This is a genomic window from Nostoc sp. CCY 9925 (assembly GCF_963920935.1).
GTDB lineage: Bacteria > Cyanobacteriota > Cyanobacteriia > Cyanobacteriales > Nostocaceae > Nostoc.
In genome coordinates this window covers 20,781-39,836 of record NZ_CAWUDO010000020.1, presented here as the reverse complement: position 1 = coordinate 39,836, position 19,056 = coordinate 20,781, and the positions used below count along the sequence as shown (strand labels likewise).

Here is a 19,056-nt window from a genome sequence, read left to right as displayed (position 1 = left end):
TAGACAATCCAAAATTTAAGATCCAAAATTTAAAACAGGGCGATTGTCAAAACAGACAATCCAAAATTTGAAATCCAAAATCCAAAATTATTACACCTCCCGCATTCCTAAACCAAGCACGACTGCTAATCCGGAGCGTTGTACCTGCGGATATTTCTCGCTGTCAACTTCCAAAGACAAAGCCCCGATTGGATCTATTTGGATAGTTGGTAGACTCAATCGTTGAGTAAAGAATTCATCAAGCTGTTGGAGTCCGCCTCCAGGCCCAGCTAATAAAATCTGTGCTACCTCCAAATTTTCACTTTGATTGAGGTAAAAATCGATGGAACGGCGCAGTTCATCTGTTAGTTCTCCTAATACTCTCAATATCGCTGCCATACCAGGATTGAGTTCAGTGACACCAGTTTTGCCACCGTCTATGGGAGTGGGGGTAATGACCATCCCATATAACATTTCCATATCTCGTGATGTAGGTAAGCTCATTGCCCTAGCGAGGGCAGTTTGCATTTGATAAGTTCCTATGGGTACCGTGCGGGAAAATTGCGGTACGCCGTTAACGATAATGGCAATTTCTGTGCTGTCAAACTCTATATCAACTAGTACTGCTGCTTCTTGCGGGCCAAATTGTCGCAATTGGTCGCGAATAGTCCGAATGAGAGCAAAACTGTTAATTTCTAAAACATCGATTTGTAATCCTGCTTGCTCGAATGTGCTGATATAGGTATCCGTTACCTCCTTGCGGGTGGCAACTAAGAGTACCTGTACTTTTTCAATGCCATCTTCATCTACAAAGTACCCAAGTTTCTGATAATCTACATCAGCTTCTTCACGAGGATAGGGTAAATACAGGCCTGCTTCATGGTTTAGTACCATTTCCCGCAGTTCTTTGTCATCTAACTCTGCTGGCACCGGTATCAGACGGACGATAGAATCTCGCCCTGGTACACCGGTTGCAACATGAGAAGTTTTGATTTTGCTTTGGGCTAGCGCTTCTTGAATTAACTGCGCCATTGCTGGAGGGTCGGTAATTTGACCATCGGTAACTATACCTTCGGGAACCGCTACCGATGTCAAGATTTCTAGTTTCAAACCTTGACGCTGCTTGCGTAGCTGAACTACATTTATTCGTTCGGGAGCAAGTTCAATGCCGACACCTTTATTTGATTTGCCAAACAGACTATTGAAGCTTTTAACCACAGTTGTGCCCGCTGGACTGCTAAATTGAATTGGGGATTGGGGATTGGGTACTGGGGATTAAGGATTGGGAATTGGAAAATAGTATTTTTAATCTTATTTCCTAGTTCCCAGTCCGTAGCCCCCAGTCCCCATTCCCTAGTTATCTCTACTACTGGTAATTGATTTAGCCTATAATCTCGTCAATTCTGCATAAGATTTTCACCCCGAACAAGCGTAAAAATACTGGTAAGATGATTCAATTGCGAAAATTTAAACAACTTACTGCTTTAGTGCTACTTGGCTTGTTAACTAGTTGGATTGTAAGTTGTGGTACAGGTAATGTTAGTACAAATACAAAACAAACTACTTCAGGAGTAGCAACTGTTGAGTTTTGGACGATGCAACTGCAACCTCAATTTACCGACTACTTTAAAAGCCTGATTACGAATTTTGAATCGCAAAATCAAGGTATAAAGGTTAACTGGGTTGATGTACCTTGGGCGGCAATGGAGAACAAAATATTAACAGCTGTCTCCGGAAAAACGCCACCTGATGTTGTTAACCTCAATCCCGGTTTTGCTTCCCAACTTGCGGGACGAAATGCTTGGTTAGATTTGGACGCAAAGGTTCCAAATGATGTACGTTCCTCCTATCTACCGAACATCTGGAAAGCAAGCACGCTTAACGGTAAGAGTTTTGGAATTCCCTGGTATCTCACCACGCGGTTAACCATTTATAACACCGATTTATTAAAACAGGCAGGTATAAATAAAGTACCTACAACCTACGCAGAATTGGCACAAGCAGCACAACAAATTAAAGATAAGACTGGAAAATATGCCTTTTTTGTGACATTTGTACCGCAAGATTCCGGGGAAGTGCTGGAATCTTTTGTGCAGATGGGAGCGACTTTAATAGATACTGAAGGTAAAGCCGCGTTTAATTCGCCACAAGGGAAAGCAGCATTTCAATATTGGGTAGACTTGTATAAAAAAGGTTTGCTGCCTAAAGAGGCTTTGACCCAAGGACATCGGCACGCGATCGATTTATACCAATCTGGAGAAACGGCTTTTCTCGCTTCTGGACCAGAGTTTCTCAAAGCGATCGGTAATAATGCCCCGAAAATTGCTCAAGCTTCAGAAATAGCACCACAACTCACCGGTGACACAGGCAAGAAAAATGTCGCAGTGATGAACATAGTTATTCCCCGTGACAGCAAACAACCAGACGCCGCCGTGAAGTTTGCTTTATTTGTCACAAATGACGAAAATCAGTTAGCCTTTGCAAAAGCAGCAAATGTTCTACCTTCTACAGTCAAAGCATTGTCTGACACTTACTTTAAAGATGTTCCAGCTAATGCTTCAACAATAGAAAAAGCACGAGTTATCACTGCCACACAACTGCAACAAGCAGAAATATTAACTCCTACTTTGAAGGATTCTAATAAATTGCAAAAAGCAATTTATGAGAACTTGCAAGCAGCAATGTTAGGCGAAAAAACAGTAGATAAAGCTGTAGAAGATGCCGCACAACAGTGGGATCAAAGGTAAATTTGGGCATGGGGCATTGAAAGGTGTGGGAGGAGGGAGAAGCATAAATTCTCTTTCCCCCCACACTTCTCAATCTCCTCACACTCCCCAGTCCCCAGTCCCTATTTATCCCCCTGTAAAAAATCGCCTACTAAATAAAGCGAACCACAGACAACGATTAAATCGTCTTTTGTAGCGGTTGAGGTTGCGGTTTCTAATGCTGTAAATAAGTCTGGATGTATTTGGCGATCGCTTAATTCTGGACAGAGGTTGTAAGCTAGATTAGCTAGTTCGTCTAAATCAGCAGAATTTCTACCAGGCCAAGGTTCTACTGGTATTGGTACTAAAAAAAGGCGATCGCCTGGTCGCAATAAAGCAGCAAAAATATCAGCATGATCTTTATCAGCAAACATTCCCATTATCCAATTTACGGGTTTGTGTTTTACTGCGTCTAAGCTATCGACATACTGACGAAGAACCTCTGCTGCGGCTGTGTTATGAGCGCCATCAAGTAATAATTTATGATTTTTCCAGCTAGTCCATTGCATCCGCCCCGGCCATCGAGTTTTCGCCATCCCGTTAATGATGGCTGCTTCCGAAATCTGCCAATCCTGTTGTTGGAGAATCTCTAAAGCAGCTAAAGCCAAAGCTGAATTATTTAACTGAATTTGTCCCGCTAACGGCAAAGGATATTTTATAAATTTTGTTAGCGCAGCGTTAGCGAGTCTGCGAGCGTCATTTTGAATTGTTTCATACTCTGCCCATCCTGTAGCGATTTGGCGGGCGGGTTGAGGCGTAAAAATTGGGCATTTTAATTCTAAAGCACGCGATCGTACCACGTCTTTGGCATCTGGTGGCAATTGTCCAACTACAACAGGACACCCCGGTTTGAGAATACCTGCTTTTTCCCTAGCAATATCAGCGATGGTGGGGCCAAGTTGTTGCCAGTGTTCTCGGCTGATGGAAGTGATAATCGTAACTAAAGGTTCCAAACAGACATTGGTAGCATCCAAGCGCCCCCCTAGTCCCACTTCTACCACTGCGACATCGACTTTAGCTTGGGCAAAATATAACCAAGCTGCGGCAGTAATTACTTCAAATTGAGTTGGTGATTGCTCATGAGGAAGAATCGCCGCTTGTACTTGTTGAAATAATTGGTTTAATTCTTCAGAAGAAATTGGTTGTTCATTGAGACAAATACGTTCCGTCCAATCAACTAAATGAGGGGAAGTGTAGCGTCCTGTACGATAACCAGCCTCAGTAAGTACCGAGGAAAGATAAGCGCAAACTGAACCTTTGCCATTAGTGCCAGCAACGTGAATTACTGGAACTTGGTGATGGGGATTACCGAGATTTGCTAAGAGATTGAGAATGCCATCGAGTCCCAGATGGACACCAAAGCGTTGAAGAGGTTGGATTACAGAATCGATATCCACAAGAAGGGGAGTAGGGAGTAAGGGAGATGGGGAGCAGAGGGGCAAAGGGGCAAAGGGGAAGTTGGAGTAAACTTTCCCCTCTACCCCATCCTCTTCCTATGCCCAACGCCCAATGCCCATCTCAATATGAATAAAACCGACTGTACTAGTAAAGAGAAACAGTCGGTTGAAAGGAAATGATATTAAGCCTAATTTAGGCTTCTCTATCCAAAAAGCCTTGAATTTGTCTTAAAGCCGCAGCGCCAATATTAAACACTGCCCAGCCGGCAGCAATAGCAACTGGTGCTAAAACGATCGCTAAACGAAAATCGATATCCATATCTAGAACTCCTCTTTTAAGTAGAAATTAAAGTTTTGTCAACTGCTCTCATTTTTATTTTTAGCTGAAGTGGGCAATTTTTCTCAGCCCATATGTAAAGAATGTTTAAATTTTAGACATTGGGCACTTGTACTGAGCAAATGCGAGTGCGTCTCGTAGAGAAGTATTGGGCATTGGGCATGTTGACGCTCAGAGTTATTCTCCTTGTCTCCCGTGTTTCCGTTGTCTCCCCATGCCCTAACCCTTAAGAAAGCCGATATCAGTACCTTTACCTGCATGGACTGAAGCTAACTTTTCGTAACGCTTGGCGTGTTCGATAAGTTCTGCCGCTTCAGTTTGTGTAACTTGGCGCTGTACTTTCCCAGGAATACCGACAACCAGGGATAAGGGGGGTATATTTTTAGTGACTACTGCGCCGGCTCCGATAATGCTACCAGCACCCACTCGTACACCGTCTAAAATTACTGCGCCAATGCCAATCAAACTTCCACGCTCAATGTAAGCCGAATGCACCACAGCGCGATGCCCTACGGTCACATGATCTTCTATGATTGTGGGAAAACCAGGATCGCAATGTAAAATTGCCCCATCCTGAATATTCGTGCACTCGCCAATATCAATGCGTTCAATATCTCCTCTAACCACTGCTCCATACCAAATGCTGGCTCCTGCTGCGATATTTACCGAACCCATAACAATAGCGTTGCCTGCAATGAAGGCAGCTTGAGAAAAATCGACAGATGTCCAGTAGGAAGCGGTAGACACGATAGAATATTAGTATGGTACCCAGGAACACTGGAGAAACTCCAACCTTTGAGGCTGGTTGCACAACCAGGATATCACAGCACAAGCCTCTAAATTCAGGAGTGCTGAGTGCTTAACGTAGTAAGTAGTGATGAGTGTTAAGTTACAGGAAAGTTTTTCATGAAAAACTTAAAACTCACAATCGAAACTTATTTGTTGAGCTAGCAGTGAGGAAATATCCCAAAGTGGCAGAGCCGAAGTGTATAACCCAACCTACTAGTGCCTAGTGCTGGCAAAGACAAAATTATGTTTGTACGCACTTCATGATGAATCCAGGCTTGCAGTACCCAATATTTGGCCCTGAAATACAGTGTCCCCACTGTCGCCAGACTATTCCGGCGTTGACACTAACAGATACCTATTTATGTCCGCGTCATGGCGCTTTTGAAGCTAACCCAAAAAATGGAGAGTTAATCCATTTACAATCGGGGCGTCACTGGCGGAGGTGGAATAATGAATGGTATAGACAGCATACTCATCCTGATGGTATTCGGTTTGAAATCCATGAAGCATTGGACAAGCTGTATACCCAAGGCTATCGAGCAACACGAGTAATTATTGCCCGACGCTATCAGGAATTGATGAGTGGCTACTTGGAACGCAGTACACCTTGGCGGTCTGGACAGCCGGAAACATCAGCCGCGAGACTGTACGGCTTACCAGTAGAGTTTAGCCCTGACCCTCCAGAAGATCCCTGCTGGGAAGTAATTAATTTTGACTTGGAAAAAGAACCTGGCGTCCCTGTACGCTACCCTTATTTCAGGTTATTTGAGTAAAGTTAGGAGTTAGGAGTACAGACGCGATTAATCGCAATGGCGTCTGTACAAGAGTTAGGAGTTAAATTCAATTCATAACTCAAAACTCCTAACTCACAACTGACAACTCCTAACTTTTGTTATGCACCACGCTTCTATTCGGACGGCGAATATTCATCGAGCGATCGCCTTTTACGAACATTTGGGGTTTACAATTTCAGAACGCTTTACAACCGGCTACACGCTAGCTTGTTGGATGGAAGGATTGGGCAGCAGAATTGAACTGATCCAAATTCCTGAACCAAAACCAGCCCCAGATGCTTTTGCCGATGAACATTATGTGGGATATTATCATCTGTCTTTCGATTTAACTGAGATCGCAGCAGATTTACCTAGTTGGTTGACAAATTTAGAAGAACGTGTATCAAAAACAGAAGAATTACAACCGTTGAAGGTATTATTAGAACCAACACAACAGCAAATAGGCGATCGCATTTATGAAGTTGCTTTTATCGCGGATGCCGATGACTTACCCCTGGAATTTATTCGTGTTTTAGCAAAACTTCCATAATTTAGCTTTTTTTATGAATTTTGTTGGTAATATAGCAGGCAATAGGCAATAGGCAACAGGCTTGAAAGTCTGAGAATGTAGAGGTTTTATGAGTGGTTTATGTCTTAAACTATGCTTCGATTTTTATATATTGTTTTTTTCTAGTGTTGACGAGCAAACATATTGATTTGCCAAATTTAACTAATGTTACCCTGCAAAATAATACAAATTTAAAAAGTAAATGCGACAGATGAATTGACAAAGCTATCTAATATAAATAAATTCTTAATCTAAAATCTAAAAATAAAAGTCTTGGTTGCCAGCAAAAATAATAATGCCCTCAACACTGACACAAAACGTCCGCAAGACAGTACTAGAAAATGGTCTAATTGTTCTCACCAAGGAAGTGCATACTGCGCCAGTGGTAACGGTGCAGGTGTGGTATAAGATAGGTTCGCGCAACGAAGAACGGGGAGTCAATGGTATTGCTCACCAATTGGAACACATGATGTTTAAAGGCACAAAAAATCGTCCGATTCAATTTGGACGTTTGTTTAGTGCTTTGGGTAGTGATTCCAATGCTTTTACCAGCTATGACCAAACTGCATATTACGGTACTGTGGAACGAAGCAAGCTCAAAGCACTCTTGGTGCTGGAAGCGGATAGAATGCAAAATTCCCAGATTGAACTAGAGCAACTAGCAAGTGAAAAGCGGGTGGTAATTTCCGAACTGCAAGGTTACGAAAATAGCCCTGAGTATCGCCTCAACCGCGCCGTAATGCAAGCTATGTTTCCCAATCATGCCTATGGATTGCCCGTAGGTGGTATGAAAGCAGATGTTGAAAAATTTGAACTTGAGCAGGTAGAAAAATATTACCGCAATTTTTACACTCCTGAAAATGCCGTCTTAGTAATTGTTGGAGATTTTCAAACCGCAAATACCCTGGAAATGGTTAAAGAAGTGTTTGGAGAATTAGCAAACAGGGCATTGGAAGAAGCAGGGAGCAGAGGGGAGGAATCTTCTCCCCTGCCCCCTGCCCCCTGCCCCTCTGCCTTTTCTTCATCTTTTCCACTCCCCACTCCCGTAATATTGCGAGAACCAGGAGTAGGGCGTTTATTACAGGCGGTTTATCCCTTACCAGATGTGAACCAGCCGGATGTTCCAGCGCTGGATGTGATGGATTACATTTTGACTGAGGGACGGAATTCTCGCCTTTATCAGGCGTTGGTAGAATCAGGCCTAGCTCGTGAAGTTACAGCATCGGTTACCAGTTTGCGAGAATTTGGCTGGTATGAGGTGTTCGTGACGGCTGCATCTAAACAAGATTTGAAAAAAATTGACTCAGTGCTCAGCAGCACGATCGCCAATGTAGCAAAAAAAGGTGTGACATTAGAAGAAGTGGAACGAGCCAAAACTCAATTAACAGCAGATGTAATTTTAAGTAATCGTGATATCACTTCTCAAGGAATGCAATTGGGTCATGATGAAACCACTGCTGATGACTATCGCTACACAGACCGCTATTTAGCAGCTGTGGGTTTAGTGAAGCCAACGGATGTTATAGCTGTAATTAACAAATATCTGAGACAAGAAGCACGTACAGTCGGCTTTTTTGAACCAACTCAGAAGCAAACAACAGAAGTTGGTCATAAACCAGACTTAACCCAAACTACGGAAAATTTCTCTGCTGTAGCACCTGTGCTTGTTACTGAAGTGGCCAAGTACTTACCAACTGAGGATTTGGTAACAGATGCGTTGCTTGCCGTCGTTGGTATTAGCGAAGCGGTAGCGAGTCCTCGAGCGTCAGCGTTTCGTAGAGAAGACAGCGCCCAAATATTACCACAGCAATTCCAATTTTATAACGGACTGCGGCTTTTGCTGTTAAGCGATCGTAGCACTCCTACTGTTACCCTGAGCGGCTACATTCAAGCCGGAACGGAATTTGATTCAGATGAGCAAGCTGGACTGGCTGCTTTTGTTGCAGAAAATTTGCTTAGTGGCACAAAAACTAAGAATGCCTTAACAATTGCCAAAATCTTGGCAGAACGAGGCGCAAGTCTAAACTTTCAAGCCTACCCCGAAGGTGTGCAGATTGAGGGTGATAGTTTAGCACCAGACTTGCCGATACTCATCGAAATCTTGGCAGATGTTCTGAAAAATAGTACATTTCCAGCCAAAGAATTAGAACTGCATCGCCAACAAACTTTAACGGATCTGCAAATAGAATTAGATGAACCGTCAGAAGTCGCCAGAAAAATATTTGTTCAGTCAATTTATCCGCAAAAACATCCTTTACATACCTTTCCTACAGAGAAGAGTTTACAGCGGATTAAACGTCAGGATGTGACTGATTTCAAAGCCAAACATTATCGTCCTGATACAACGGTGCTAGCACTAGTGGGAGATTTTCAGTTAGAGTCAGTGCGATCGCTCATCGAGTCGAAGTTTTCTGACTGGCAAGTTAGCGATCAACTACCAACATTAAAATATCCTACAGTCTCATTGCCAGAAAAAATAGTCAGTGTCAACCGAGTCTTAGCAGGTAAAACCCAAGCTGTGACTTATATGGGTCATACCACTATTAACCGTTATGATCCTCGGTTTTATGCAGTCTTGGTGTTAAATCAAATTTTGGGAGGCGATACCTTATCCAGTAGACTGGGAACAGAAGTACGCGATCGCCAAGGCTTGAGCTATGGAATTTATAGCTACTTCCTAGTTGGTAAAAATGCGGGGACATTTTTAATAGAAATGCAAACTAGCCCTGAAGATAGCATCAAAGCGATCGCCAGTACCCGCCAAATACTACAACAAATCCATCAACAAGGCGTCACTGCACTAGAAGTAGAAACAGCTAAACGTACCCTCATCGGCAACTATAATGTTTCCCTGGCAAGCCCAGACGAATTAACAGATACAATTCTGATGAATGAAGTGTACGGACTAGATAAAACAGAATTATACTCTTTGACTGACAAAATCCAGCAAGTCACCCTTGAGGAAGTCAATCAGGCGGCTCGTGAGTTAGTCCACCCAGATAAAATCGTAGTTACTACTGCTGGTTCTGTTGTCTTGGCAAAGCAAAGCATTAAGTAATCAGTCCTCTTCATGTAAAACTTTTGGTATTGGCGAAGGTGAGGTATTAGTGACTTACCCCATAGCTTTATTGAGAGTGAGATTTAGATGGAACCGACAACAGAACAGTTGAGAGCGTTTTATAGTAGATGTGTCAGAGCAAGTAATACAAATTGAAAATTTGGTGGGGGTCTTAAACCCGGTTTTTCGTCCGCCAGTCGGACTCCAATTGATTCTGAATTCTAACTCCTGATTCCTGAATTCTGTTTTGATAATCCGATCGTATTGGCGATCGCCACAATTACCTTTACGTTTTAACAACTACCAATGGAACTGTACAAACATTTATACCAATTTTTTATTAAATTTCCGAATTTTACTACTTCTGCTTGCCTACAAGCACTACGGCGGAACTACGTAATATTAACTTTGCTCTTGTGCTTGAATTTCATCAATGTGACTCCAGCAGTCGCGGCAAATTTGTCTAGCGATTTGCTCAAGCAACCAGCCACGGAAATTACAGTTAGTTTGGGTAATGCGGCTAACGAACTCAAATTTGAACCAAATCACCTGGAATTGCTGGCTGGCAAACGCTATAATTTACGCCTAACTAATCCCAGCCAACTGAAACATTACTTTACTGCTAAAGATTTTGCTGATGGAATATGGACACAAAAAGTTGAAGCAGGGAAGGTAGAAATTAAAGGAGCAATTCACGAAATAGAACTCAAGCCTGATGGTGAGGCAGAGTGGGTGTTTGTGCCGCTGAAATCTGGCACTTATGGTTTACGTTGTCCAATAGCTGGACACACACAAGCAGGTATGGTTGGGGAGATTGTTATTAGTAATTGAACAATAATTCAGAATTTACCGAAGTTTGAAAGAATCTGTGTATATTCAGACCGCAGAGTATCAAAATTAATTGGTTTGAGCTAATACAGGCTTCTTTGTAAAGACTACCTTTTCGATAATGTCAGCAGCATGAGTAACTCCACCAGCACTGCGAATTGCCTGTTGTAATCTGAGTGCATTCTTTTTGTAAGAGTCTTCTGTTAGCACCCGGTTAATATTGTCTCGCAGCTTGGATACAGTCAAGCCAGATAGTGGCACAAATTCTCCAGTACCCGTGTAAGCTATACGAGCAGCGATTCCTGGTTGTTCATTAGTAATGGGAATAGCTACCAAGGGAACTCCACTGCTTAAAGCTCCCAACACTGCATTCATTCCAGCATGAGTAATAGTTAGAATCGATCTTGAGATTAATTGCTGTTGGGGTGCATAAGCTACTACTAAAGGCGAACCAGGTAGATTAGGAACTGATTCTTTTCTTTCTGGCTGACCCAGAGAAATTACTAGTTGCACATCTAATCCTATGCAAGCTTCAGCAATAGTCTGAAAAATTTCTTCTTTGCGGTTTTGTAAAGTTCCCAAGGCTGCGAAAATCAATGGTCGATGACTTAATTTTTCAAAGGGGAAAGATATCGATGAAGAAATGGGTTCCAGCCCTGATGGGTCTTGAAGTGGACCAGTATAATGGAAACACTGAGGTAACTGTTCTCGTGGAAAGTCAAACTCAGCAGGTAGCTGACAGATGTGAGCGAGTTTCCCAGCAGCGTCTTCAGCCTTGACATAGGGTGGTAAATTCCATCGACGACGTTGATTTACTACTAAATCCGAGATTTTTAGTGATAAACGGTCAAGCAAGAAGTTACCTGCTCGGTTTCGCAGACGATACCACCAACCTTGGTCATTGCCCCAGTGTGTAAAGTAGGGCGGAACTCCGTCTTCTATATTAATTAGTAGAGCATTACACACGGTAACGAAGGGTATCTTAGCAAAGTCAGCAATGGTTCCACCCCCAGGCGTTACTTGGTCGACTAATAGCGCTTCTATACCGACTTTCGAGAGTGCGTCTGGTACTTCACGGAAAAGCAAGAGTGTTTCTTTTTCCAGCCAAGCGATGGTAAAACGCAACGCCGATAGGCCACTCATCTCACCCAATTTTTGATATATTGCCTCAAAGCTGCCAAGCGGAAATTCAGCCTCTCCAATCGTGTGGAATTCTAAGCCAGCTTTCTGTACCTTAGTTTGCACATCGGGGATATGAAATAACGTGACGCGATGACCGCGCCGTTGCAATTCTCTGCCCAAAGCACACATTGGGTTTAAATGACCGATCGCAGCAGGGCAAAGAATCCCAAAATGAGTCATAGCCAACCCTGAAAAAATTTAAGGGAAGTATAGCTATTATCAGCGATTGGGCGCAAAATTTACGGTGATCATTTTAGTATCAAACAATCCATCTAGTTATGGTGCGTGAAGATGTTACTGGAGTTTTAAGAATTTATCTAAAGCTAATACCATACTTGCAGGCCAACGACGGATATTTTTTACCCAGTTGATGTCCTTATAACGGTTATCTAGTCCATAAGCTGCTACCCAGTTACTTTCAGCTTCGCCTTGTTTTCCATTCACCCAGTAGGCAGCTGTGAGTGCGGCACGCATATCCGCAAATTTGGGATATTTGCGGACTACATTTTGCATTTCCCGAATTGCTTGGTCTGTTTGGCCAGTTTCATAAAGGGCGAGGGCGTAGTTAGCACGGGCGAAGGCAAAATTTGGGGCAATTTCCACGGATTTTTTGTAGTCAGCGATGGCATCTTCCCATTTTCCTAAACCACCTTCGGCATTACCGCGATTGTTATATGCCATCGCATCATTAGGATCGAGTTCTAGAACATGATTATAATCTGCGATCGCTTCTTGCCATTTTCCCAACCCTTCCAAGGCCGCACCCCGATTCAAATAAGGATCTGTTGCATTTGGGGCAAGTTCTATGGCTGTGTTGTAGTCTGTCAGCGCCTCTTGTAGTTTGTTCTGACTTACCCGTGAGTTTCCTCGGTTACTCCACGCCCCGGCATTTGTGGGAAATTGCTCAATAATCTTTGTCCAGTAAGTTTCAGCCGTGGCAAAATCACCCTTATTTGTAGCGACAAAAGCCTGATTTGCCCACTTATCACCTTGTTTTAATTGCTCTGGAGTAACACTTGGCAATTCAGATTGTGCCATCACTGGTGTACCCCAGCCAAAAACAAGTAACAAACTGAGAAAAATAGCAATCAACTTCATCATCTGGATTTACCGTAAGGGAGTGGAGAGTGGCGAGTGGGGAGTGGGGAGTGGAAAAGATGAAGAAAAGGCAGAGGGGCAGGGGGCAGGGGAGAAGATTCCTCCCCTCTGCTCCCTGCTCCCCTGCTTCTTCCAATGCCCCATACCCAATTTATCCTAATTACAATAACGACAATTGTTCGCTAGGCGGCGTAAATCCCAAATGCTTGTATGCTGCTTTTGTCGCCATCCTGCCACGGGGAGTCCTGGTTAAATACCCAATCTGCATCAAGTAAGGTTCGTATACTTCTTCAATTGTTTGGGTATCTTCACCTGTTGCCGCTGCCATTGTTTCTAACCCCACTGGTCCGCCGTTAAATTGTTCAATTATTACACTGAGCATCTGACGGTCTGTCCAATCTAAACCACATGGGTCTACTTGAAATAGTTGCAACGCCTCAGATGCAACGCTTTCATTAATATCTCCAGATAATTTTACTTCTGCATAATCACGTACTCGCTTAAGTAACCTATTAGCAATACGTGGTGTTCCGCGCGATCGCCGAGCAATTTCTGTGGCACCATCTTCTGTAACGGGGGTTTTGAGTAATTCAGCACTTCGGAGTACAATTTTGCTCAGTTCATCAACTTCATAAAATCGTAGCTTTTGAACTAAGCCAAAGCGATCGCGCAGTGGTGAAGTTAAAGCACCTACGCGGGTTGTAGCTCCCACTAGGGTAAATTTTGACAGCGGTATACTTCTGATCCGAGCGCTCGAACCCCTACCAATAGTAATGTCTAACCGATAATCTTCCATCGCCGGATAGAGAATTTCTTCCGTCATTCGGGAGAGGCGATGAATTTCATCCACAAATAAAATGTCCCCTGGCTTCATGTTTACCAGTAGCCCGACAATATCTCGTGGACGTTCCAGGGCTGGCGCACTGGTAATTTTGTAATTTACCCCCATTTCCGATGCTAAAATCATTGCCATTGTGGTTTTACCCAATCCTGGCGGCCCATACAGCAGCAAGTGATCCAGCACCTCACCACGAGACTTGGCTGCTTTGATGGCAATGTCTAATACATCCTTTAAATCTTTTTGCCCAATGTAATCGGCAAATCGCTGCGGTCGAATACTTTCTTCCTGTCTATCTTGTTCATCAATAGCAGCTTCAGGTTGCAAAATATTGTTTGTGGATGCTGCTTTCGCCGATTCCCGACGCTGTTTTGGTTCTCCGTTGGGTTCTGGAGGCTGTTTTTTCGAGGAGATTATCGCCATAATTCAGCTATCTACTTTTTAGGGGACTGGGGAGCGGGGAGACGCGGGGACGCGGGGACGCGGGGACACAAAGAAAAGGAAGATTGGGGAGATGAGGGAGATGAGGAAGATAGGGAAACAACTTCCAACAAGTCTTTCCCCTTTCTCATTCTCTTCTTTCCCCGTGTCCCCGCGTCTCCCTGTCTCCGTGTCCTCTTTTTCATTCCCCATACTTGTGAAAATTTTCGTTTGCGAATACCCGCGCCAATTTAAAATTTAAATTCCGGTCAATTACCTAGAATTACAAAAATTACTATGTTATCTAAAAGAATCTTACCGTGCTTAGATGTGAAGGCGGGACGAGTTGTAAAAGGAGTTAATTTTGTTAACCTGCAAGACGCAGGCGATCCTGTAGAACTGGCAAAGGTTTACAACGAAGCCGGTGCTGATGAGTTAGTATTTCTGGATATTACAGCCACTCATGAAGACCGAGCTACTATTTTAGATGTGGTTTACCGCACTGCCGAACAAGTCTTCATTCCATTGACTGTGGGTGGTGGTATTCAATCCTTAGAAAATGTTAAAGCTTTGTTACGAGTTGGAGCAGACAAGGTTAGTATTAATTCTGCGGCAGTGCGTGAACCAGACTTGATTAATCGGGCAAGCGATCGCTTTGGTAATCAATGCATAGTTGTTGCTATTGATGCTAGACGCAGAGTTAACTCGGAAAATCCAGGTTGGGACGTTTATGTGCGCGGTGGCAGGGAAAATACAGGCTTAGATGCCCTACTGTGGGCACAAGAAGTTGAAAAACGGGGGGCCGGAGAACTGCTAATCACAAGTATGGATGCTGATGGAACCCAAGCCGGATATGACCTAGAGTTAACCCGGACAATTGCAGAAGCTGTAGAAATTCCAGTAGTTGCTTCTGGTGGGGCAGGTAATTGTGAACATATATATGAAGCCCTAACTGAAGGCAAAGCTGAAGCAGCATTACTGGCATCGCTCTTGCATTACGGTCAATTAAGCGTAGTTCAAATTAAAAATTATTTGCGCGATCGCCAAGTACCTGTACGTTTGTTTTAGTAAGTGGTCATTTTTCAATCAATGGCATCTATCTCTGGTTAGACACAGTTCTACAAAAGGATGTTAATATTAGTTTACATCTATTAATAAATATTAAGAAATATGTTGCTTCCTATTTTAATTTTTGATGTAGCCCTGGTTGCATGGTCGCTACACCTCATGGAAAGAGCCTACGAAAATAAAGAATTTTCTTTGATGTTGGCTGGTACATTGGTCGCACTGGCCGCAGCTGCTATGTTAGTAGTTTACTTTTTAATGGGCCACTGTATGGCTTATTTGTTGCAAGTATCTTAAGCACTCCTCAGTATTATGAGAGATAATTAAAATTTAATATCAAAATCTTGACAAAGCAGCGATGAATAGGCTAAGCTAGTTCAGGCACTTAAGGGGTTATAGCTCAGTTGGTAGAGCACCTCAATGGCATTGAGGGGGTCAGCGGTTCGAATCCGCTTAGCTCCATTTAAACTTAAAACATTTACTTACTAGTTTGTCTGATTTGAAAAAATTAGTCATTTAGTCATTGGCGATCGGTACTAATGACTCGAAGTTGCACGGCAATTGAAGAAAACGAGGGCGATCATTGTTTTCGTCGCGGTGGGATGAGTTAACTTTGATTTTGCCGCAAGCACAAGGTAATGGTTGAGAAAAGAGTATGACAAATTTATGAAATATTTGTGTAGTAATTATAAGCACACGAATATCAAATAAAAACTAATAAGAATCGAGAAATTTCAACTCCTATGGAAACATTAGGAGTATTCTACATAATTACCCAGTAGTGAATAGTGATGAGCATTCTTAACATTATTTATACTTTTGTACTGTGCAAGTAGCAAAAATCAGGTAAACCTTAACTGGGATTAATAATTTTCTACTTTGTAGAAAATAAATTTTCATCTAGAGTAGGACAAAGATACCTGCTGTTGACTACATAAACAAAAGCTAGATCGAGCCTCTGGCTTCTAGCTGAAGGAAACCAACTTTGATTATTGAGAGTCTGGTTTCAAAATGGGTAACAGCACCATTCCCCATCAGCTTGATCACCTATGCTAAAAGTTATGCACTCGGCCACCAACTCAGCCACTCCAAATCCCCAGTGGGAGGATTTAATCAAGCTTCCAGCCCCAAACACAGTTCAATGGGACAATATCAAAACCCAATTAGACTTGGTGCTGTTGGCGCTAGAAACCTTAACTGGGATTGGTTCTGAGGCTATGCTTTCGGCGGCAACTGATTTGAATTTAGAGTCAAGAGTGCCAGACCGCGTAGCTTTATGGCGACTACGCCAATCAAATCCGCTACGCAAAGGTCAAGGAGGGCGAAAAAAGCTAGATGTAGAAGAAGCGCGATCGCTTGTTCTCATCACGTGCTACCTAGCTAAACAGCACCAGGAATTGATTCGCCGCGCTGTTGGCTTGTTAGAACAAATGGCAGAAAGTAACCGGGAACCTCACCAGGCTGCTTTACTTGGGGATTATATTGATGCTTTTTGCAACACTTACCAAGAGCGGATGGAAGAGGACGAGCAAATCTCAACAGATTTACTTACCAACCTGGGACTAAAACTGCTTGTAGATTTACTTTTTTACAGTGCTCCTGGTGGGCATCGCCGTCTTTGGCTAGCACTTATAGACCGTTCTACAAAATTTTAAATTTGACTTTTGAGATTCCTCAACCAAAATTCGCCTTGGTTAAGTTTGCTAGGTCAAGAAACCCTTTTGACGAACGCTAGCCCTGGGCAATGCGCTATCAACATTGGTTCTTCCTTGCACATCAGTTTGCACAAAAAAAACAATCGAACATAGTTGTTAAGTCTCAACTTTTGTCTTCGACACGCTACGCGAACGCAAAATCCCAAATAGTCTTCCTTGCAGTTCCTGCCATGCCTCTATCAAATACTGTGATTCGTCGCTACACACCCCCTACTTGCACGCTAGAAGTATTCGCGCAAAGCTCGCCTTTGTCTCGTTGGATGGGGAGAACTGTCCTCAAGCAGCTTAGCTTTGAGCTACGTTTTGACGATCCCCGACTACCAGAAGAACACAGAGTTCCTATTCGGGGCGATCGCAACCAATTGGAAGCTTTGTCTGATGCAGTCACTAGCTATGTGCAACAATTCCTCCAACAGCCTCCAGAAAGCTTTTGGGTCAGTTTCTCAGGTCCCCAAGAATCAGGCACAGCTCTAGATGAGCCAGAATTAGAGCTATCAACAAAAACATTAAATTCTTTTAATACCCAAGTTTCAGGCGCAAATATACATTTAGAACCCAGCACCTATTTAACTCACAATCTATTTCTTGGTTCTCTCGCCAACCAAACATCTGGCCCAGTGATTCAACTGAGTTTGTTGCAACTATTCGATTTAGCAACTGCTTTAGATGAATACTCAACCGATGTTATGGCACTACCAACTCTTAACAGTAGGAGTTCAGATATGAGCTTCCCGGCTTGGGCGCCGATTGCCGCAGTATTAGTATTAGGCGTCGGCTTCCTACCAGTTACTTGGCAATATGCTAACAACATCAGGCAAAAGCAACAGACAGCCAAAACAGCAGATCCCACAGAGGTAAAGACTGCGTTACAACCTTCACCCTCTCTAACCTTTCCCGCACCCCAGCCTGGACTGACCAGCCCAGCAGATAATTTGCTCGGTTCCACCCCTCCACCTCCGGCATCTAGTTTGCCCCAAACACCACTAACAACCACTGGTTCTAGCTTGTCTAAGGCACCACCTGTATTGCCAAATAATGCACTGGTCATACCCCCTATAGCTCAGGGCACGACTCCAACTGTTCCTAATAATTCTGCGATGCCTTCTCTACGAGAGGCTTCGCCAACGGCGAGCTTCGCTAACGCACCATCTAGCAAAACCCCCAGACAGGAAATCGCCATACTACCAAATTTGGGACAGAATCTCACAGGCTCAAATCCCCAAGCAGATGCTCTCCCTAAGAGGCGGAATTTACCCTCCAGCCTATCTTCTAATACAAACACTTTATCACCCAACATCTCACCAGTAGTTCCCCCCTCTGTTGCCACCATACCCAATATCAACCGTGGCAATATCCCCACCCAACCTGCCCCACTAAGCTCACAACAACTGGACGAAACAATCAGTGCCCTACAGGCAGCTTCTCCTGTAAATAAACCCTCCTCAGAACAGCCTTCCTCTGGAACTGCTAGTACTAATCCATTTATCGATCAATTAGGGGACGGAAGCAAAACCCCAACATCTAGACAAGTGGCAACCGGCACATTATTTGATACACCTCAAATAGCACAAGCCAGAGAATATTTAACAAAGCGCTGGCAACCACCTGCGGGATTAGGACAAACATTAGAATACAGTTTAATAGTCAGTGTTGACGGCACAGTTGAACGAATTTTTCCCCTGAATAAAGCAGCAAGAGAATACGTTGATAGCGCTGGGATGCCAGGAGTTGGTCAACCTTTTGTCTCCGCCAATACTCGCGGACAAAATGTCAGAATTCGAGTTGTTCTCAGTCCTGATGGCAAGGTACAGACTTTTCCAGATGATTAAGTAAACTCATCCGTTTGTTGACACTTCGATAACTGGTACAAATCTTGTGCCAGTTTTTGTTTGCTCTAATTGCTCTCAAGCTCAGGTTTTTGAGTCCAGTTAGCAAACTGGTATGACTATTGATATCAGTAAACTTACCAATCAATACAATTATTTTTAACAGCAATTATCTGAAATCAAACTCAAAATACAAGTCTTAAAATTCAGATCGACGCGAGTTCAGCTGAACCTAACTCCAACCCCTTCTCTACAAAGGAAAGGGGAAAATCTACTTCTTTAATTAGTTCTGAATTCATTTTCAAAAATTGGTATTAATTATACCAATTCAATTAATGATGGCAACACATACTTGGATGAAGACGCGATGAATCGCGTCTCTACAGATGGTCTATTTGTCACATTGTTTTTTCAAATT

At 43.2% G+C, this 19,056-nt stretch carries 16 protein-coding genes and 1 tRNA gene; 10 read left to right on the top strand and 7 right to left on the bottom strand.

The window, feature by feature from the left end; translation table 11 throughout:
• Positions 1 to 90 precede the first annotated feature (90 nt).
• Positions 91 to 1,197 carry a type IV pilus assembly protein PilM gene (pilM, locus tag ACM0OY_RS13170; protein ID WP_414569291.1) on the bottom strand — a complete coding sequence of 369 codons (1,107 nt, stop codon included), beginning with the start codon at positions 1,195 to 1,197 and terminating at the stop codon, positions 91 to 93.
• 230 nt (positions 1,198 to 1,427) lie between these two features.
• Between pilM and ACM0OY_RS13165 the strand changes: the two genes are divergently transcribed.
• Complete coding sequence (locus tag ACM0OY_RS13165; RefSeq protein WP_414569290.1) at positions 1,428 to 2,726, top strand: ABC transporter substrate-binding protein; 1,299 nt, start codon at positions 1,428 to 1,430, stop codon at positions 2,724 to 2,726.
• A gap of 101 nt (positions 2,727 to 2,827) precedes the next feature.
• Here ACM0OY_RS13165 and ACM0OY_RS13160 read toward each other — a convergent pair whose 3' ends face one another.
• From ACM0OY_RS13160 to ACM0OY_RS13150, 3 genes are all read right to left on the bottom strand, one after another.
• Complete coding sequence (locus ACM0OY_RS13160; RefSeq protein ID WP_414569289.1) at positions 2,828 to 4,141, bottom strand: bifunctional folylpolyglutamate synthase/dihydrofolate synthase; 1,314 nt, start codon at positions 4,139 to 4,141, stop codon at positions 2,828 to 2,830.
• A gap of 193 nt (positions 4,142 to 4,334) precedes the next feature.
• Positions 4,335 to 4,460 (bottom strand): photosystem II protein Y, encoded by a 126-nt coding sequence (locus ACM0OY_RS13155; protein ID WP_073638940.1) that lies wholly within the window; start codon positions 4,458 to 4,460, stop codon positions 4,335 to 4,337.
• A 237-nt stretch (positions 4,461 to 4,697) separates the two neighbouring features.
• Positions 4,698 to 5,225 carry a gamma carbonic anhydrase family protein gene (locus tag ACM0OY_RS13150; protein WP_414569288.1) on the bottom strand — a complete coding sequence of 176 codons (528 nt, stop codon included), beginning with the start codon at positions 5,223 to 5,225 and terminating at the stop codon, positions 4,698 to 4,700.
• Between the two features lie 302 nt (positions 5,226 to 5,527).
• On the opposite strand from ACM0OY_RS13150, the gene ACM0OY_RS13145 reads away from it, so the two are divergent.
• The 4 genes from ACM0OY_RS13145 to ACM0OY_RS13130 all read left to right on the top strand — a co-directional run bounded on the left by ACM0OY_RS13145 (position 5,528) and on the right by ACM0OY_RS13130 (position 10,497).
• Positions 5,528 to 6,040 carry a TIGR02652 family protein gene (locus tag ACM0OY_RS13145; RefSeq protein ID WP_414569287.1) on the top strand — a complete coding sequence of 171 codons (513 nt, stop codon included), beginning with the start codon at positions 5,528 to 5,530 and terminating at the stop codon, positions 6,038 to 6,040.
• Positions 6,041 to 6,161: 121 nt separating this feature from the next.
• Complete coding sequence (locus tag ACM0OY_RS13140; protein ID WP_414569286.1) at positions 6,162 to 6,590, top strand: VOC family protein; 429 nt, start codon at positions 6,162 to 6,164, stop codon at positions 6,588 to 6,590.
• Positions 6,591 to 6,903: 313 nt separating this feature from the next.
• The gene (locus tag ACM0OY_RS13135) at positions 6,904 to 9,666 is read left to right on the top strand and encodes a M16 family metallopeptidase (RefSeq protein WP_414569285.1); all 2,763 of its coding nucleotides are present in this window, start codon (positions 6,904 to 6,906) and stop codon (positions 9,664 to 9,666) included.
• A gap of 306 nt (positions 9,667 to 9,972) precedes the next feature.
• Entirely contained in the window at positions 9,973 to 10,497 is a 525-nt protein-coding gene (locus tag ACM0OY_RS13130) for a plastocyanin/azurin family copper-binding protein (protein ID WP_414569284.1), read from the top strand.
• 66 nt (positions 10,498 to 10,563) lie between these two features.
• Here ACM0OY_RS13130 and ACM0OY_RS13125 read toward each other — a convergent pair whose 3' ends face one another.
• The 3 genes from ACM0OY_RS13125 to ruvB form a co-directional block, all read right to left on the bottom strand.
• The gene (locus ACM0OY_RS13125) at positions 10,564 to 11,856 is read right to left on the bottom strand and encodes a glycosyltransferase (protein ID WP_414569283.1); all 1,293 of its coding nucleotides are present in this window, start codon (positions 11,854 to 11,856) and stop codon (positions 10,564 to 10,566) included.
• A gap of 114 nt (positions 11,857 to 11,970) precedes the next feature.
• Entirely contained in the window at positions 11,971 to 12,777 is an 807-nt protein-coding gene (locus ACM0OY_RS13120) for a tetratricopeptide repeat protein (RefSeq protein WP_414569282.1), read from the bottom strand.
• Positions 12,778 to 12,934: 157 nt separating this feature from the next.
• Positions 12,935 to 14,035: a Holliday junction branch migration DNA helicase RuvB gene (gene ruvB / locus ACM0OY_RS13115; RefSeq protein ID WP_414569281.1), complete on the bottom strand. Its 1,101-nt coding sequence runs from the start codon at positions 14,033 to 14,035 to the stop codon at positions 12,935 to 12,937.
• A gap of 294 nt (positions 14,036 to 14,329) precedes the next feature.
• On the opposite strand from ruvB, the gene hisF reads away from it, so the two are divergent.
• From hisF to ACM0OY_RS13090, 5 genes are all read left to right on the top strand, one after another.
• On the top strand, positions 14,330 to 15,100 hold the full coding sequence (gene hisF / locus ACM0OY_RS13110) for an imidazole glycerol phosphate synthase subunit HisF (RefSeq protein WP_414569280.1): 771 nt from the start codon (positions 14,330 to 14,332) through the stop codon (positions 15,098 to 15,100).
• A gap of 102 nt (positions 15,101 to 15,202) precedes the next feature.
• A complete protein-coding gene (locus tag ACM0OY_RS13105) occupies positions 15,203 to 15,394 on the top strand; it encodes a hypothetical protein (protein WP_096535022.1) in 192 nt (63 codons plus the stop codon).
• A gap of 92 nt (positions 15,395 to 15,486) precedes the next feature.
• Positions 15,487 to 15,559: transfer RNA gene (locus ACM0OY_RS13100), tRNA-Ala, on the top strand.
• A 587-nt stretch (positions 15,560 to 16,146) separates the two neighbouring features.
• Entirely contained in the window at positions 16,147 to 16,752 is a 606-nt protein-coding gene (locus tag ACM0OY_RS13095; protein ID WP_414569279.1) for a DUF3038 domain-containing protein, read from the top strand.
• A 230-nt stretch (positions 16,753 to 16,982) separates the two neighbouring features.
• Positions 16,983 to 18,641: a DUF4335 domain-containing protein gene (locus tag ACM0OY_RS13090; RefSeq protein ID WP_414569278.1), complete on the top strand. Its 1,659-nt coding sequence runs from the start codon at positions 16,983 to 16,985 to the stop codon at positions 18,639 to 18,641.
• Positions 18,642 to 19,056: the final 415 nt, after the last annotated feature.

Coding starts and splice junctions, on each gene's coding strand:
- ACM0OY_RS13165 (WP_414569290.1), top strand. CDS start 1,428: ATGATTCAATTGCGAAAATTTAAACAACTTACTGCTTTAGTGCTACTT.
- ACM0OY_RS13155 (WP_073638940.1), bottom strand. CDS start 4,460: ATGGATATCGATTTTCGTTTAGCGATCGTTTTAGCACCAGTTGCTATT.
- ACM0OY_RS13145 (WP_414569287.1), top strand. CDS start 5,528: ATGATGAATCCAGGCTTGCAGTACCCAATATTTGGCCCTGAAATACAG.
- ACM0OY_RS13140 (WP_414569286.1), top strand. CDS start 6,162: ATGCACCACGCTTCTATTCGGACGGCGAATATTCATCGAGCGATCGCC.
- ACM0OY_RS13135 (WP_414569285.1), top strand. CDS start 6,904: ATGCCCTCAACACTGACACAAAACGTCCGCAAGACAGTACTAGAAAAT.
- ACM0OY_RS13130 (WP_414569284.1), top strand. CDS start 9,973: ATGGAACTGTACAAACATTTATACCAATTTTTTATTAAATTTCCGAAT.
- ACM0OY_RS13125 (WP_414569283.1), bottom strand. CDS start 11,856: ATGACTCATTTTGGGATTCTTTGCCCTGCTGCGATCGGTCATTTAAAC.
- ACM0OY_RS13120 (WP_414569282.1), bottom strand. CDS start 12,777: ATGATGAAGTTGATTGCTATTTTTCTCAGTTTGTTACTTGTTTTTGGC.
- ruvB (WP_414569281.1), bottom strand. CDS start 14,035: ATGGCGATAATCTCCTCGAAAAAACAGCCTCCAGAACCCAACGGAGAA.
- hisF (WP_414569280.1), top strand. CDS start 14,330: ATGTTATCTAAAAGAATCTTACCGTGCTTAGATGTGAAGGCGGGACGA.
- ACM0OY_RS13105 (WP_096535022.1), top strand. CDS start 15,203: ATGTTGCTTCCTATTTTAATTTTTGATGTAGCCCTGGTTGCATGGTCG.
- ACM0OY_RS13095 (WP_414569279.1), top strand. CDS start 16,147: ATGCTAAAAGTTATGCACTCGGCCACCAACTCAGCCACTCCAAATCCC.
- ACM0OY_RS13090 (WP_414569278.1), top strand. CDS start 16,983: ATGCCTCTATCAAATACTGTGATTCGTCGCTACACACCCCCTACTTGC.